This is a genomic window from Bartonella rattaustraliani AUST/NH4 (assembly GCF_000312565.1).
In the GTDB taxonomy this organism is placed as follows: domain Bacteria; phylum Pseudomonadota; class Alphaproteobacteria; order Rhizobiales; family Rhizobiaceae; genus Bartonella; species Bartonella rattaustraliani.
The window spans coordinates 150,438-164,499 of the sequence record NZ_CALW02000031.1 but is presented as its reverse complement, the minus strand read 5'-3'; the positions used below and the strand labels follow the sequence as shown (position 1 = coordinate 164,499).

The following is a 14,062-nucleotide window of genomic DNA, read 5'->3' as shown; positions in this document are numbered from 1 at the left end:
TACCCAAAGCAAAAGGTATGAAAGCAACAAATGAAATATTACACGCGAATTGCCTTCAACTAGGGGGGAAAGGACTGTTGATTATAGGTCCTTCTGGTTCAGGAAAGTCAACACTTACCCTTGCTTTGATTGACCGTGCTAAGTGGTCAAAGCGTGAAGCAAAGCTTATCAGCGACGATTATACAATGCTGCGTGTGGAAAATGGAAAACTTCACGGATATGCTCCAGAAGGTTTGCATGGTGGTATAGAGATTCGTGGCGCTGGTCTTTATATGATAGAGTTTGAAAAACACACAATCGTCGATTGCGTTCTTACACTTGGTCCTGAATATGAACGTTTTTCCACAGGACAAACTTTTCAATTTGCAGATATACATGCCCCCCTTTTAAAACTCCCTAGCCTTCATGAAGCTGATTGTACAGCCATTTGTCAGGCCATTGAAGCATTCTTTTTTAGAAAAATATGGCGCAAATCTGTTTAATTTTTATCTAAAGATAAAAAAATCATTATTTTTGCCTTTTTTTGTAATTTTTTCTTGGCAGCAGGATAAAGCTTTGTAGAATATAGCTTTTACCAGTATAGTCAGATATTGAGTTAACAGGAGTTTATGTAAATGATTGGACTCGTGCTTGTAACGCACGGTGAGCTGGCTGTTGAATTTTTACATGCTGTAGAACATGTTGTTGGGACACAGGAAAAATTCGCAACAATATGCATCTACCCCGATGATGATTTGGATCAGCGCCGAAGTGATATTATGTCTGCAGTCTCCTCTACAGACACAAACAATGGTGTCATCATATTAACAGACGTATTCGGTGGAACTCCTTCAAATATAGCGATTCCTGCCATTGAAAAAGGGCGTGTTGAAATGATCGCAGGTGTCAATCTACCCATGCTCATTAAACTGATTTCTATTCGCCAATGCCCTGATATTTCATTAACAGAAGCTTTAAGAATAGCGCAAGAAGCAGGACGTAAATATATTAATGTGCCAGTATGATTTTATAGCAGGTAATTAAACATTCATGCTTTCCAAAGATCCTCTCCCCTCTCAACTAAGTCGTCATTTCAATATTTGTAATAAACGTGGGTTGCATGCACGCGCTTCCGCTAAATTTGTTCAAACTGTTGATAGTTTTAACGTTATTGTTGAAGTTGAAAAAGATGGAAAAGTCGTTGGTGGATCATCAATTATGGGGCTTATGATGTTAGCCGCTTCTCCTGGTTGTGACCTCACTATTCGCGTTTCTGGACCAGAAGCAAGTGATGCACTTGATGCTCTTGAAAAGCTCATCAATAATAAATTTGGAGAGGAAAACTGAAGTTTCTTACTTTCCAAATTATAATTTCCCCTGAAAAAACTTCTCATCATTATTATTTTAATTGGCTCTTTTTCGAAATAACACACCAAAAACACCATTCTCTTTTCCAACCCTTTATATTGCGTATAATACCTTGATTCATAATGGTTTTGTCTTTTCTCACCTTGAATCACAACCCTGAATATTGTAAGATTCTCTCATTCCAAACCACTTTATGTTGAATCAATTTTGTTCACTTGCTCGTACGCCATAAGCGGAGTTGGCACATAGATAAAAATTAGTAAGGATAAGGAGGAAAAATACAGCTCATGACCCGCTTTAATGCAAGGCTGTCGCAACACCATAAGTTGTTAAATAGAATGATGGTGCTGGCTTGTTACTTCATAAGCAGGGAACTGGAACTCCTACATTGAGACGGTTTATAAAAAGCGTTTCGTTCTTTCTTAAACAGTTTTTATTCATACACCAACTGTACTTGTGATGTACAAGCTAATCGTTTTTTGATTCAATATAAACAAATTTGAAATGAGGAAAACACATGATACTCAAAGCGCGAACATTTCATATAAAAATGATGAATTATTATTATAAATCAATGTGTTGTTTTTGAAATCATCCGTTTTCATATTCTTTACGGACCAGCATAACAATTTTTGATAGATAAACATTTTCGTTATTTATTGTAGGTGTCAATGCTTATAGCAGTTCTGTTGTGTATAATATGTCTCAATACCTTGATTTATAATGATTTTTGTCGCTATCTGGTTTGAATCACAGCTCCAAGTATTGCAAGTTTCTTTCACCTCAAACCCCTTTATCATGAAGCAATTTTTTCACTTGGCTTTACGCCATAAGCGCAGTTAGCGTGAGAGTAAAAACGAGAAAAGAAATACCTCTCATAAACCACCTTTATGCAAGGACTGTCGCAACACCATAAGTTGGTAAATATACACTATGCGTTAGCAAATATATTGGAAGTTGGTAAAGAGAGTAATGGTGCCAATCCTTCGTAAGTGTAAAGATGGTGGTGCTCAATAAAACGACACTCAACTTTTTCCTGTATATTCTTGTAATGAAGTCCACGAGAATACAGTTTTTAGTGTCATCATAACTCTCGTTTCTTGAAGTTTAATAAGCTTTATGAATTCAATCCATCAATATCGTAAAATATTTTTAGACACTCTTTTTCCACATTATTGTCTTCTTTGTAGTGGTAACTTAACTTTTTTTTAACTTATTCACCACCATATTTACGTGAGCATCTTTTCACTTTAAAGGAAATATTATGCCCCGTTTATTTAGTGCTCTTCAAATTCCCCAACAAATAACAGAAGCGCTTGTATCACTGCAGAATGGTTTACCGAATGCACAGTGAATTAATCCGCAAAACTTTCATGTCACTTTATCTTTCTTTAGTGAAGATGAAAGCTTTGTAGAAGATAAACTATACGTGCCTTTGATACGATAAAACTTCCTCCCTTTGTATTATGCACAAAAGATTTTGAAGTTTTTTGTTCAGAAAACATTCCACATTCTCTTGTTGTTCGTATTGAATCTTGTGAAACTCTTAATCTTTTACACGAAAAAATACACTATATCCGGAACGACCTGGGATTGCCCCCTAAAAAAACAATTTATTCCGCATATTACTCTTGCACGTCTGCTTAATATTAAACCTGATGATCTTCCTCTCTATCTTTCTTCTCGAAGTCATTTTTCTTTTCCTCCTTTTGAGATCGATCATTTTGTTTTATTATTATCGCCATCTCCTTTGAGCAGTGCTCCCTATATTGTGAAAGGAAGTTGGACACTTCGCAGCTAAAAGGGTGCCATCCACACCCTTTAGAACTCTCTTTTATCAAAGAACGCAATAAAATTGCGCTGTATGTGATATTATATTTTTCGCTAAGATCACTACTTGTATGTTTCAAGCAGAATCAGACGCAACAGGAGATTCTTTTATCCCCCCTTTAGCAACACCAACTATAGCAGGGCGCAAAACACGTTCACCAATAATATATCCCGCTTGAACAACTCGCTGAACAGTATTATCTGGTACGTCAGAATTAGGAATTTCAAACATTGCTTGATGGAAGTGAGGATCAAACTTTTGCCCTTCTGGATAAATTTTCTGCACTCCGTGGCGCTCTAGCGCTGCTATCATTGCACGCTCTGTCATTTCCACGCCCTCAACTAATGTTTTCAAGCCAGAATCTTTTTCCTTTTCCCCTTCTGGAATAGCCTCCAAAGCGCGATTGAGATTATCAGAAACAGATAACATGTCACGTGCAAAATTAGCGATTGAATAAGACTTTGCATCCGCCACATCACGCGCAGTGCGACGTCGAAGATTTTCCATATCTGCAGCAAGACGTAAAAGTTGATCTTTCAATTCTTTATTTTCAGCCTGCAAAGCGGTTAAAGGATCAAGAAACTCATTGCCTTCTTCTTCTACTTCTGCGCGTGCCTCTGCTTCACGTGTTTTTAAAAATTCGTCAGCAGCCTGTTTAAGCGCATCGCGATCAGCTGGATTTTTCAAATCACAATTTTCAAATGAAGCATCCGTAAATTTGTTTTTTTCGTCAGACATAAAAATTCTATTCCTTCATAAGATTTGTTATTCTCGATATTGAAATTTTACAGACAAAAATCAAGGGGTCCTTACGTATTTAATAAAATGAGTCTTTACTTATACAAATATCTACATAGTCATCTTAACGCAACAGTTGTGACACAAGTTGAGCCGTATAATCAACCATGGGAACGATTCTTGCATAATTAAGCCGCGTGGGTCCAATAACACCTAAAGCACCAATAACTCTTTGCTTTGAATCACGATAAGGGGCTACCACTAAAGAAGAACCCGAAAGCGAAAATAACTTATTTTCCGAACCAATAAAAATACGTACTCCCGAACCTTCATCTGCTAAATCAAGTAACTGCGCCATACTTTCACGCGTTTCTAGATCATCAAACAGATGTCGTAGTCGCTCTAAATCTTCTTCTGCCTTCACATCTTCAAGTAAATTGCTTCGTCCACGTACAATAAGATGTATTTTATGGTCAGCATCTTCTCCACCCCAAAGAGCTAATCCTGTTTCAACAAGATGATGAGACAAATGATCAAGTGCAGCACGCGTTTCTGAGCATAAACGTGCAATTTCTTCTTTAGCTTCACTCAATGTACGCCCCTGGATATGCGCATTAAGAAAATTCGTTGCCTCTGTCAATTGTGCATGAGTAACCCCTTCTGGTAAATGAACAATACGATTTTCAATCTCACCTTGTTGAGTCACTAAAACAGCAAGAGCATGTTCTCCATCAAGGCGTACAAATTCAATATGCTTCAATGTTCCTTCGTATTTTGTTGCTAAAACAAGCCCTGCCCCACGTGAAAGATCTGAAAGAACTCTGCTTGCCTGAATGAAAAACTGTTCAACGGATTGCGCATGGCCTGCCTCCTTGACTTGCATTGCAATATTTTCGCGCTCTTCATTTGGCAATTCACCCGCTTCCATAAATGCATCAACAAAAAATCGTAAACCTGATTGTGTAGGCATGCGCCCAGCAGACACATGAGGAGCATAAATTAAACCAAGATGTTCAAGATCACTCATGACATTACGAATTGTTGCAGGTGATAATGTCTGTCGTAAAAGCCGTGAAAGATTTCGTGACCCTACAGGTTCACCATCATTCAGATAAGCTTCAACGATATGACGAAAAATATCACGTGAACGCTTATCAAGACATTTTAGTGCATCATTAATAGGTTTATACTTCATTGTAATTATTTCACTACTTTAAAAATACTCTGTTCTTTATATAAGCTCCGCTATGGTCTCTTCAAATCATCTAAAGCAGTGTGAAAACATCTTACATATTTATCATAAAAAAATATTATCATCAAAGATAAAGGACCATTTAATTTCTTTTTTCAATCATTCTCCTTATCAAAAACAAACGATTTCATTTAAGTGAAAGTTCAATCAAGAGTATAAAAAGATTATATTGCATAAAATCCGGCAAAACGCGTATATGTGAATGTTTAAGCTGGTTTTTTAAAGCCCCCTTTCATTTCTGGAGAAATGTATATGAGAAGCATAACAGCCAAGAAACTTGTCATTGCTACACATAATATTGGTAAATTACATGAAATTGCCGTCTTGATCGCTCCGTTTGGTTTAACAATCCAATCAGCAAAAGAGCTCGGATTGCCTGAACCCAAAGAAACAGGAACAACATTTGAAGAAAATGCCTACATAAAAGCTTTTGCAGCAGCAAAAAATACAGAAATTCCTGCTCTTTCTGATGATTCAGGTCTGGAAGTCGAAGCATTAAATGGAGCACCTGGCGTTTATACCGCTGACCTTGCTCTTCAACCCGATGGAACACGTGACTTTCCAAAAGCAATGCAAAAAATAGAAGATGAACTCCAAAAAATCGGGGCTCATGAAAAAAGCCAACGAAAATGCCGTTTTATATCCGTCATCTGTATTGCATGGCCCGATGGTCACGCAGATTATTTCTGTGGCAGCGTTGATGGTACATTTGTTTGGCCTCCACGCGGAAACCAAGGTTTTGGTTTTGATCCTATTTTTTTACCAGATGGGTATGTTAATACCTTTGGTGAAATGTCAATGGAGCAGAAACATGGATGGAAACTCAATGATAAAACACCTCTCTCACATCGTGCACGCGCTTTCAAACTTTTAGCAGAAAACCTTTTGATACCGTCATGAATGAACCTTTTGGTATTTACATTCACTGGCCCTTTTGCGCGGCAAAATGTCCTTATTGTGATTTTAATTCGCACGTTCGTGTTCATGGCGTTGATCAACCACGTTTTGTCACCGCCTTTGAACGTGAAATAGAAACGCAATATTATAAAATAGGTCCACGTCATATCACGAGTATTTTTATGGGTGGGGGAACACCTTCTCTTATGACGCCTCAGACTGTTGATTCCTTGTTGCAAGCACTTGCAAAAAAGTGGACCATCGATGATAAAGTGGAAATTACCCTGGAAGCAAACCCAACAAGTGTGGAAGTAGAACGCTTTCGCGAATATCGTACAGCAGGTATTAACCGTTTGTCTCTGGGTGTACAAGCGCTTAATGACAAAGCACTGCGAAAACTTGGCCGTCTCCATGATGTAAAACAAGCTCTTCACGCTATTGCTTTAGCGCGAGAAATTTTTCCGCGTTTATCTTTTGACTTAATCTATGCCCGCCCGGAACAAACACTCGAACAATGGAAATGTGAACTTTTTCAAGCCATTGAATTGGCAGCAGACCACCTTTCTCTTTACCAACTCACCATCGAAGAAGGAACCGCTTTTAAACGGCTTTATGACGCAGGAAAACTTATTCTTCCCACTTCAGAACTCGCAGCAGACATGTATCATCTCACGCAAGAAATAACCGAACAGCGTGGTCTTCCCGCTTACGAGATCTCAAATCATGCAATTCCTGGTGCCGAATCAGCACATAATCTTCTCTATTGGCGCTATCATGAATATGCAGGTTTTGGTCCAGGAGCCCACGGTCGCTTTATTGAACACGAACAAAATCATTCCTCCGTCTCTTCAAAAACACCTTCTTCTTTGATTAGGCATCGTGAACGTTATGTCACTATAAATGAGAAATATCCTGAACATTGGCTTGAATTGGTAGAAACAACGGGGCATGGCTGTATTGAAACAGAACAATTGACCGCTGAACAACAAGCAAATGAAATGCTCCTTATGGGCTTGCGTCTTGGCGAAGGTTTAGATCTTTCGCGTTATGAAATCTTAAATCCTAAGAGCTTACCACAAGAAAATCTTATTGATTTACAAAAGCAAGGGCTCGTGGAAATGTCTGGAAATCAGCGTTTAAAAGCGACAAGCAAAGGACGGATTCTGCTGAATCACATCATCAGTCAATTAGCAAACTAAAATCTCTATGATTCTTACCTACTATCATAGTAATAATATTTACGGTCTTTCATTTACAATAAAGGTATTTTTGAAAAAATAATTGCTGCCGTTCTCATTGCAACAAATTGATTTATAATAATTATTTGTCGTTATTCACTTATGAGTCATAATCCAAAATACTGTTAAGATTCTCTCATTTCAAACCTCTTTATGTTGAACCAATTTTTCACTTGGCTTTACACTATCAGCGGGATTGATGTGAAGATAAAATGAGTGAAAAAAGCAGGAAAAATGCCTCTTATGAACCGCCTTCATGCAAAGGTTGTCGCAACAGCATGCGCTGGTAAATAGGGTTTATTTTACTTAATGAGTTCTCTATGAGAGTGATAGGGGCTACCCTTTATAAGCGAAAAGATGGTAGTGCTTAATGGCTTATCGTTATGCAATTCATAGAACGCCACCGTAAAATGGGCTTAGAAACACTGAGAGATATCTTTTTAAAACATACAGCATATTGATTTATAATGATAATCTGCCGTTATTCATATTAAATTAAGAATCTCGAATATTGTAAAACTTTCTCATTTCAAGTCTGTTCATGATGAATATGAAGCAGCCGAAATCTTCTGCCTGCACATTATAAGCATGGTTGGCATGTGGGTAAAAACGTTTGAGCAAGGGATAAAAATCCTCTCAATGCAAAAACTATCGTAACACTATGAATAGGTAAACATACCATGAGTTGGTAAAAAAATGATGATGTTGATTTATGCTTTCACAAACGTAAAGAGTGTAGTGCACAATGGTTTTACAGTATATCATTCACGGACACAGCGTCGTGAAATGGAATTAGGGCTTTGAGAAAGCTCTCTTTCAGGCAAGCATGTACAATGCAGGAGAACACAGCTACCTCTCTCTTCTTTATCTCAAACTTTATTGAAATATCTAAAAACTAGGACATGTCCTTTTTGAATTGGATATTATGAAGCTTTTTGTAAAAGCCATTTTTCTTTGCGAGCAATTCTTTTTGGGTCCCTTGTTCAATCAGTTGACCATTTTTCACGACAACAATTTTATGAGCGCGAACAATTGTTGAAAGGCGGTGCGCAATGACGATAGTTGTGCGTCCTTTGGTGAGATGATGCAGAGCTTCATTAATTTGTTCTTCATTATGGGAATCCAATGCGCTTGTTGCTTCATCAAGAATCAAGATTTCACTATCATGAAGCATTGCCCTTGCGATAGCGAGTCGTTGTTTTTGTCCGCCTGAAAGATTACAGCCATTATCACCTATCTGTGTATCATATCCATTTGGAAGATCCATAATAAAGTCATGAGCATTGGCTGCTTTTGCTGCGTTGATAATGTCATCATCGCTGGCTTCTACTTTTCCAAGCCCAATATTATACTTGACCGTTCCTTGAAAGAGAAAAGTATCTTGCCCTACATAGGCTATCAGATTTCTCAGAGAGCGAAATGTAGCATAGCGAATGTCTTGATCATTAATGAGTATGCGTCCCTCTACAGGGTCATAAAGGCGCATAATAAGGTTAATAAGAGTTGATTTTCCTGAACCAGACGGTCCTATCAACGCTGTCATTTTTCCAGGTTCTATTTCTAGATTGATGTCTTTTAACACCATTTGGTTATCTATATATGCAAAAGAAACATGTTCGAAACGGATAGGTCCTTGTGTTTTCTTCAGATCTTTAGCTTTTTCATGTTCTATCACCGTAAGAGGATGATCCAGGATTTCAAACATCGTACGGATATTAACCAAACCAGATTCAATTTTGACACGTATATTGGCTAATCTTTTTGCAGGTTCGTAAGCAAGAAGCAAAGCGACAATAAAAGACATGAATTCACCTTGAACGCCTGCTCGCTGAGTTGCAAGATAGCCAAAAAAACAGATGATACCTGCAATGGAAATACCCGTGAGTGTTTCCATGATCGGGTTTGTAATTGCTTGGAGTGTTGCAATAGTGTTTGCTTGTTTTTCGGCATCGCAAATGGCTTTGTTCATACGTTTTTTCATGAGTTCTTCTAATGAAAAAGCTTTGATAACGCGAATACCAAGAGAACTTTCTTGTACAATTTTGATAATTTCACCAAGTAAGAGGAGTTCTTTTTCCACAAGGCTGCGAACGCGTTTTAAAGCCATTCTAACCCCTAAAAAAGCCAGTGGACCGACTATTAAAGTAATGACGATTAACGTAAAACTTTGAATAAACATGACAAGCAATAGACCACTTACGGAAAGCAAATCACGCACAAAAGTTGTAATAATTGTATCAATAACATTACGTGCTACTGTAGCGTTGTGGGTGACTCGAACAAGGAGATCAGATGAAGTGTTATCATGATAAAAAGAAACACCCTGTTCCATAAGGCGAGCATAAATTTTACGCTGTTGTTCTGCAACAATACTGTTTCCTGCTTTTCTCAAAAAGTAAGTTTGTGCAAAGGCGGCAACTCCTTTGAGAATAAAAATGAAAGCAATGATGCTAGAAATTAAAACAATCATTCCAAAATTTTTTGCATCAACAATATAATTGACAACATCACGCATAATCCATGCACTGGCTGCAGTTGTGCAAGAAATAATGATCATTGAGAAAATAGCTGCACTGTACCAGCGCACGTGTTTATAAAAATTTTCTCGCAAAAGACGGATGATAAGATGTTTATCAAAAGCGGAAATTTGTTTTTTCACCATAGAGCGCTTCTATATTTTACCGTTATTTTATGCAAGACTGAAGCATTCTAATAATGAAGGACCATTCTTATAATAAAACAGAGAGCCTTTTTGACAAAAAAGCAACTTCTTAAGGTAGAGGTTTTCAGTATCTTGTATATTTTTATTCTGAAAAGACGGAACGTTCAACATGGAATCCCATCTTTATTAGAAATAGCAACCATAATAGATGTTAAGCCTGCACACATAATTTAAAAGCACTGCACCAACCCTATGCGGTACTCTTAAATCATATTTATACACATCATTCTCGATGAGTTGCACTCCATAGAATATTCCAATGGAAGAATTATTTAGCTGCTATCACCATCATCATCTGACGGCCTTCAAGTTTTGGTTCAGACTCAATTTTAGCAATTTCACTTGTGTCTTCTTTAACGCGCTGAAGAAGCTTTAATCCAAGATCTTGGTGTGCCATTTCACGACCCCGGAAGCGCAAAGTAATTTTCACCTTATCACCATTGCCAATGAAGCGATGAATAGCCTTGAGCTTTACACCATAATCATGAACATCAACATTTGGACGCATCTTAATCTCTTTGATTTCGATAACCTTTTGTTTTTTACGTGTTTCAGCTGCTTTTTTTTGGGTCTGATATTTTAATTTACCCAAATCGATGATTTTACACACAGGTGGCTCTGCATTTGGTACAATTTCAACCAAATCAAGCCCCGCATCTGCAGCCATAGCAAGTGCTTCTTGTATTGCAACAATTCCCTGATGCTGCCCTTCATCATTAATAAGTTGAACACGAGGAACCCGAATATCTTGATTTGAGCGTGGTCCATCTTTCTGAGTAGGTGTCATTTTAAACGGTTTGCGAATGGTCAATGCTCCTTAGATTTTTATGAATCTACAACGTAATTTAATATACAATTCTATACAAAAAAACAACTATGTTTCGTGCTTTTTTCATATTTGATTTATAACTTTGAGATTTAATTTGGAAGAGAGAAATTTTCCTTGTATAGTAAGGGTGTTTTATAAGGGAAAAGTATAATGGATCAAAATATTCCGTGTCAGTTTTTTTCGTTTGAAGGCACTTCTCTTGCAGTGCGTTATCGCAAAGGCAAGAATTCTCTTGGTGTTGTTTGGCTTCCTGGTTATCTCTCTGATATGTTAGGGGATAAGGCGAGTTTCGTTGATAATTTTGCTCAAAGGAATGATTTGTCCTGTTTGCGTTTTGATTATTCTGGTAACGGAGAATCTGGGGGTGATTTTTTTCAAGGGACAGTTTCACGTTGGGTTCAGGAAAGTTTAGCGGTTTTTGAAGCTTATTGTGAGGAGCCGCAAATTTTGATTGGGACCTCTATGGGGGGGTGGATTGCCTTAAAGCTTGCTCTGCTGCTAGCACAGAAGAATAAGAGACTTGCTGGCATGATTTTGATTGCCCCAGCGCCTGATTTTACAAAAACATTGATAGAATCAGGAAGGGGTGTGAAGCAGTGGAAAATTTTAGAAGAAACGGAATATCCTGAACGATCTGAGATAAGTTATACGGAGCCCGTTCCTTTTACAAGAGCGTTTATTGAAGATGGCAGAGACAACTGTGTTATGACGGGATGCATTGATGTTGGATGCCCAATTCATATTTTACAAGGAATGGAAGATGTGGAGATACCTTATCAGCACACATTGACTTTACTGAACCATTTGCCGTTACATGATGTGACACTGACACTCGTTCGTGATGCAGACCATAGTTTTTCGCGTCCGCAAGATTTGGAGTGTCTCAGAACCGCATTGAAGTCATTGATTGACCAAATTAATGCAGAATAAAAATCAAATTTACTGATAATTAAAGACATAATGTATGACAGAACAGTCTTTTATGATTTCTAATCGCGTTGTCCCCCTGCGAGTACGGGAAAATAAGTATGCGCGTCGTCTCATCTTACGGATTGAAGCAAGCGGCCAAGGAATTTGCGTGACAAAACCACCAGAGGTCAATCTTTGTGCAGTTCAAGATTTTGTTGAGAAGCACCGGTCTTGGATTGAGGCGCACCTTGCTCGTGTACAAAATTTTTGTGAAAGTTCTTATCTCAAAGATGGTGCAACGATTCCTATATTGGGCGTTAAGCATACTATCAGGCATAAAGCAGGCCGTGGAATCACAGAAATTATGACAGAAAGTGAGGACCAAGAGCCTCACATTATCGTTTATGGCCAATTAGAATATTTACCAAGACGCGTTGCTGATCTTTTAAAAAAACAGGCAGCCGCCATTATAACGCCCCTTGTGGAATATTACGCAGATAAAGTAGAACGTAAAGTAAAATTAATTTGTTATAAAGATACGAAAAGTCGTTGGGGTTCTTGCTCGATAAGAGGGCGCCTCTCTTTTTCTTGGCGTCTTATTATGGCACCAAAAGAAATTGTTGAATATGTCGTTGCGCATGAAGTTGCCCACCTTATCGAAATGAATCATGGACCAAGATTTTGGGCTCTTTGTGAAAAACTTTATCCTAACAGTCAAACGCATCGCGCTTGGTTGAAAAAAAATGGTCGTATGCTGCAGAAAATCAATTTTGATTCATATAAATTAGAAACATGAAAAAAACGCGAAAAAATAATCTTTCACGGAACTTTTTATGAAGCATTTCATTATAGATGTGCTTCATCACAGGATGAAGAGTTCATTGAAGCCTCAGCAATATTGTCTTCCCCTGCTTGATTTGCTGAGTGTCTTCAATGTTTTTTCTTTATCTTTTGTGTAATTCAGCGTAATAATCTTCAAGAGTTCTTAAATTCAAATTGGAAGAGCGCTGATGACTGTCCTTACAAATCCTATTGAATTATTACAAACGCTTATCCGCTGTCCCTCTGTTACACCGCATGAAGCAGGTGTCTTATCCGTTTTAGAACAGTTTCTAACTAAGATAGGGTTCCATGTTGAACGTCCTATTTTTTCAGATAAAAATACACAAGACATTGAAAATCTCTACGCTAAGATGGGGCAAGAAGGTCCGCATCTTATGTTTGCAGGTCATACAGATGTTGTGCCACCAGGAGCTCTGGAAGACTGGACTTATCCTCCTTTTGACGCTGTCATAAATCAGGGAAAACTGTATGGGCGAGGTGCCGTTGATATGAAGGGCGGCATCGCTTGTTTTATTGCAGCACTTGCTCGCGTTCTCGAAAAACAGCCTATGAAAGGAACAGTAAGTCTTCTAATTACCGGTGATGAAGAAGGCCCTGCTGTGAACGGTACGGTAAAACTTCTCAAATGGGCGAAACAAAAAGGCGAAAAATGGACTGCAGCTCTTGTGGGAGAACCAACGAGTGTAAAATCTGTTGGTGATGTGATCAAGATTGGTCGTCGAGGATCGCTGTCTGGTATTATTACAGTTCAAGGTTGCCAAGGGCATGTTGCTTTTCCCGAGCGGGCAGCCAATCCATTACCTTTAGTCAGTAAGCTTATTCAAGCGTTGACACAGACGGCTTTAGACCAAGGCACAGAAAATTTTCAACCAAGTAATTTGGAATTAACAACCATTGATACGGGGAATTCTGCTGTAAATGTTATTCCAGCACAGACAATCATCCGTTTTAACATACGTTACAACGATCTTTGGACAAAAGAAACACTCATGGCAGAAATCGAAAAGCGTCTTGCTTTGGTGCAACCAAAAGACAAAGGTGATCAACTTCCCTATTACCAATTGGAATGGATTCCAAGTTTGGGTGGTGTTTTTTTGACGAAAAATGATAAACTCGTTAAAACTTTATCAAATACCATTAAAACTGTGACAGGGAATACACCCGAATGCTCAACTTCGGGAGGGACTTCAGACGCAAGGTTTATTAAGGATTATTGTCCAGTTGTTGAATTTGGTTTACCAGGACAAACTATGCATATGATTGATGAATGTGTAGCCCTTGAGGCAATGGAAACTCTTACGGCTATCTATGAACGTTTCATTGTTGATTTTTTTGCATAAAAAAGCAAAACAATTTAAAATAAGCAAATCATCTGTTCTTTTGCATATTGCATTGAGCTTATTGAAGATCAGCAGATTTTCTTAATTTTAAGTTGTTTTATGTAAAAGAGTCGGAA

Annotated in this window: 12 protein-coding genes and 1 pseudogene; 9 read left to right on the top strand and 4 right to left on the bottom strand. The window is 38.1% G+C overall.

What is annotated here, in order from left to right:
- Positions 1–17 precede the first annotated feature (17 nt).
- The 4 genes and pseudogenes from BN67_RS05400 (at position 18) to thpR (ending at position 3,148) form a co-directional block, all read left to right on the top strand.
- On the top strand, positions 18–482 hold the full coding sequence (locus tag BN67_RS05400; protein WP_019223126.1) for an HPr kinase/phosphatase C-terminal domain-containing protein: 465 nt from the start codon (positions 18–20) through the stop codon (positions 480–482).
- Positions 483–614: 132 nt separating this feature from the next.
- Entirely contained in the window at positions 615–1,004 is a 390-nt protein-coding gene (locus tag BN67_RS05395) for a PTS sugar transporter subunit IIA (protein WP_019223125.1), read from the top strand.
- Between the two features lie 25 nt (positions 1,005–1,029).
- Positions 1,030–1,326: an HPr family phosphocarrier protein gene (locus BN67_RS05390; RefSeq protein WP_019223124.1), complete on the top strand. Its 297-nt coding sequence runs from the start codon at positions 1,030–1,032 to the stop codon at positions 1,324–1,326.
- A 1,285-nt stretch (positions 1,327–2,611) separates the two neighbouring features.
- A pseudogene (gene thpR / locus BN67_RS12710) lies at positions 2,612–3,148 on the top strand (RNA 2',3'-cyclic phosphodiesterase).
- Between the two features lie 105 nt (positions 3,149–3,253).
- On the opposite strand, the gene grpE reads toward thpR, so the two are convergent.
- Together grpE and hrcA are read right to left on the bottom strand one after the other, a co-directional pair.
- A complete protein-coding gene (gene grpE / locus BN67_RS05370) occupies positions 3,254–3,916 on the bottom strand; it encodes a nucleotide exchange factor GrpE (RefSeq protein WP_019223120.1) in 663 nt (220 codons plus the stop codon).
- A 124-nt stretch (positions 3,917–4,040) separates the two neighbouring features.
- Positions 4,041–5,111, bottom strand: a complete 1,071-nt coding sequence (gene hrcA, locus BN67_RS05365; protein WP_019223119.1) for a heat-inducible transcriptional repressor HrcA — start codon at positions 5,109–5,111, stop codon at positions 4,041–4,043.
- Between the two features lie 309 nt (positions 5,112–5,420).
- On the opposite strand from hrcA, the gene BN67_RS05360 reads away from it, so the two are divergent.
- On the top strand, positions 5,421–6,068 hold the full coding sequence (locus BN67_RS05360; RefSeq protein ID WP_019223118.1) for a non-canonical purine NTP pyrophosphatase: 648 nt from the start codon (positions 5,421–5,423) through the stop codon (positions 6,066–6,068).
- Positions 6,065–7,264 (top strand): radical SAM family heme chaperone HemW, encoded by a 1,200-nt coding sequence (gene hemW, locus BN67_RS05355; protein ID WP_019223117.1) that lies wholly within the window; start codon positions 6,065–6,067, stop codon positions 7,262–7,264. The genes BN67_RS05360 and hemW overlap by 4 nt, the downstream gene beginning before the upstream one ends.
- A gap of 934 nt (positions 7,265–8,198) precedes the next feature.
- Here the strand turns inward: hemW and BN67_RS05350 are convergent.
- Together BN67_RS05350 and infC are read right to left on the bottom strand one after the other, a co-directional pair.
- Entirely contained in the window at positions 8,199–9,965 is a 1,767-nt protein-coding gene (locus BN67_RS05350) for an ABC transporter ATP-binding protein (protein WP_019223116.1), read from the bottom strand.
- Positions 9,966–10,293: 328 nt separating this feature from the next.
- Entirely contained in the window at positions 10,294–10,812 is a 519-nt protein-coding gene (infC, locus tag BN67_RS05345; protein WP_019223115.1) for a translation initiation factor IF-3, read from the bottom strand.
- 192 nt (positions 10,813–11,004) lie between these two features.
- On the opposite strand from infC, the gene BN67_RS05340 reads away from it, so the two are divergent.
- From BN67_RS05340 to dapE, 3 genes are all read left to right on the top strand, one after another.
- On the top strand, positions 11,005–11,784 hold the full coding sequence (locus tag BN67_RS05340) for an alpha/beta hydrolase (protein WP_019223114.1): 780 nt from the start codon (positions 11,005–11,007) through the stop codon (positions 11,782–11,784).
- Positions 11,785–11,818: 34 nt separating this feature from the next.
- On the top strand, positions 11,819–12,559 hold the full coding sequence (locus tag BN67_RS05335) for a M48 family metallopeptidase (RefSeq protein WP_019223113.1): 741 nt from the start codon (positions 11,819–11,821) through the stop codon (positions 12,557–12,559).
- Positions 12,560–12,773: 214 nt separating this feature from the next.
- Positions 12,774–13,946: a succinyl-diaminopimelate desuccinylase gene (dapE, locus tag BN67_RS05330; protein WP_019223112.1), complete on the top strand. Its 1,173-nt coding sequence runs from the start codon at positions 12,774–12,776 to the stop codon at positions 13,944–13,946.
- The last annotated feature ends 116 nt before the right edge of the window (positions 13,947–14,062 follow it).

Excerpts from the sequence above, each read along its gene's own strand:
- BN67_RS05400 (WP_019223126.1), top strand. The coding sequence starts at position 18 with ATGAAAGCAACAAATGAAATATTACACGCGAATTGCCTTCAACTAGGG.
- BN67_RS05395 (WP_019223125.1), top strand. The coding sequence starts at position 615 with ATGATTGGACTCGTGCTTGTAACGCACGGTGAGCTGGCTGTTGAATTT.
- BN67_RS05390 (WP_019223124.1), top strand. The coding sequence starts at position 1,030 with ATGCTTTCCAAAGATCCTCTCCCCTCTCAACTAAGTCGTCATTTCAAT.
- grpE (WP_019223120.1), bottom strand. The coding sequence starts at position 3,916 with ATGTCTGACGAAAAAAACAAATTTACGGATGCTTCATTTGAAAATTGT.
- hrcA (WP_019223119.1), bottom strand. The coding sequence starts at position 5,111 with ATGAAGTATAAACCTATTAATGATGCACTAAAATGTCTTGATAAGCGT.
- BN67_RS05360 (WP_019223118.1), top strand. The coding sequence starts at position 5,421 with ATGAGAAGCATAACAGCCAAGAAACTTGTCATTGCTACACATAATATT.
- hemW (WP_019223117.1), top strand. The coding sequence starts at position 6,065 with ATGAATGAACCTTTTGGTATTTACATTCACTGGCCCTTTTGCGCGGCA.
- BN67_RS05350 (WP_019223116.1), bottom strand. The coding sequence starts at position 9,965 with ATGGTGAAAAAACAAATTTCCGCTTTTGATAAACATCTTATCATCCGT.
- infC (WP_019223115.1), bottom strand. The coding sequence starts at position 10,812 with ATGACACCTACTCAGAAAGATGGACCACGCTCAAATCAAGATATTCGG.
- BN67_RS05340 (WP_019223114.1), top strand. The coding sequence starts at position 11,005 with ATGGATCAAAATATTCCGTGTCAGTTTTTTTCGTTTGAAGGCACTTCT.
- BN67_RS05335 (WP_019223113.1), top strand. The coding sequence starts at position 11,819 with ATGACAGAACAGTCTTTTATGATTTCTAATCGCGTTGTCCCCCTGCGA.
- dapE (WP_019223112.1), top strand. The coding sequence starts at position 12,774 with ATGACTGTCCTTACAAATCCTATTGAATTATTACAAACGCTTATCCGC.